Raw genomic sequence first — 1,668 nt, forward strand, 5'->3', positions numbered from 1 at the left:
TCCGCTACATTGTGCCCTTTATTGTCCAATTTGGCTTATATGTCTCTCCAGTAGGATTTAGTAGTAGTATTGTACCTCAAAAGTGGCGCTTGCTATATTCCCTTAACCCAATGGTAGGAGTAATTGATGGTTTTCGGTGGGCGATTATAGGGGTAGATTATCATATCTATTTGCCAGGGTTTGCGCTTTCTGTCGGTTTAGTTTTGATGTTGCTGATCACAGGTATTAACTATTTCCGTAAAATGGAACGGACATTTGCTGATGTAATTTAAGTTTTTTGTTATTAGTTTATATAGTGCTAGCTTTTCAGGCTTAGTTAATATGAGACGACGGGATAAGTTTGCTAATATCGTGTTGACAGGTGCCCTTACATTTTATCTGGCGCTTCTTATTGATGCCACCTTTTTATCACCCCTTTTGCCGGAGCAGTTAACCAAGTATTATCTAGTTGCTGTTGCTGGCATATTACTGTTTAGTTTTGCTGTCTTAAAGTGGCGTAACGAGACGAAAGTAAATTTTGCCCTCGCCCTGCTATCGATTGGTTTAGCTCTATATTTGCTAGAAGTGTTACTTTTTTTGGGAGTGGCAGGAGGGATGAGAAAAGCAATAGAGAAACGAATACGACTTGAGGGACTTAAGCGAGCACAGCAAAGTGGTGTTCCCTTTGATAGGCGAACCAAATTGCAAGTTCTAATGGACCTCCGAAAAGAAGGTATTGAGGCTTATCCCGCTTTTCCTGCTTCTATTCTCAGGGGAACGGAGGGGGTGGATGTTGACGAAAATCATATCTACCCATTGAGTGGGGTCTCAAATAAGTTAACCATACTTTGCAATGAATCAGGAGAGTGGTCTGTTTATCAGAGTGATGAACACGGATTTAATAATCCTCCGGGCATTTACGAAAATCGAGGGCTGGATATGGTCTTGATCGGCGATTCGTTTACCCACGGGTCTTGTGTCAAGCCGGGGGAAGACATCGGTGGGCAACTCAGGCAACGGAACAGACAGCTGTTAAATCTAGGTAATAGTAGTAATGGACCATTGACAGAGCTGGCGACGCTCAAAGAATATGGGGCACCCCTAAGACCTAGGATAGTACTATGGTTTTATTTTGAAGCGAATGACCTACAAGATATTATCAGCGAGAAAAAATTTTCGTTTTTGTTGCAATATCTTGAGAGGGATTTTAGCCAAGGATTGCTCAAACGACAGCCGGAAATTGACCAAATTTTGGTGAACTACATTAAAAAGCAAGAAAAAAGTGAAGCATATAGAAACAGCCTTTCCTATAAGGTGAGAAGTATCTCAAGGCTATATGATTTGCGTCGAGAGTTGAGGTTTATAACAAGCAAGCTGTCACAAAGCCAAGCCTCATCACTTCCTCTGTTCCGTAAGATACTGAGTGAGGCAAAAGATGAGGTAAATTCTTGGGACGGTCAGTTATATTTTGTTTACCTTCCCGCTTGGAACCGTTACGGCAGAACATCAAACAACGATAATTTACACTACCGAAACAACGTGTTATCCTTAGTCGAAGAGCTAGAAATTCCGATTATTGACTTTCATGAGGTGATGTCTACCCATCCCGATCCTTTGTCACTATTTCCATTCCAAATTTATCTCCATTATACTGCTGAGGGCTATCGGTTACTAGCCGAACAGATAGAA

At 41.5% G+C, this 1,668-nt stretch carries 1 protein-coding gene and 1 pseudogene; both read left to right on the top strand.

The features are described 5' to 3' along the window. A pseudogene (locus F6K49_RS46665) lies at nt 1-272 on the top strand (ABC transporter permease); the annotation flags it as partial. Nucleotides 273-321: 49 nt separating this feature from the next. Beyond that, nucleotides 322-1,668: GDSL-type esterase/lipase family protein (locus tag F6K49_RS46670; protein WP_293109282.1), on the top strand; the 1,347-nt coding region annotated here is incomplete at its 3' end.

The organism is Moorena sp. SIO3I6, assembly GCF_010672095.1.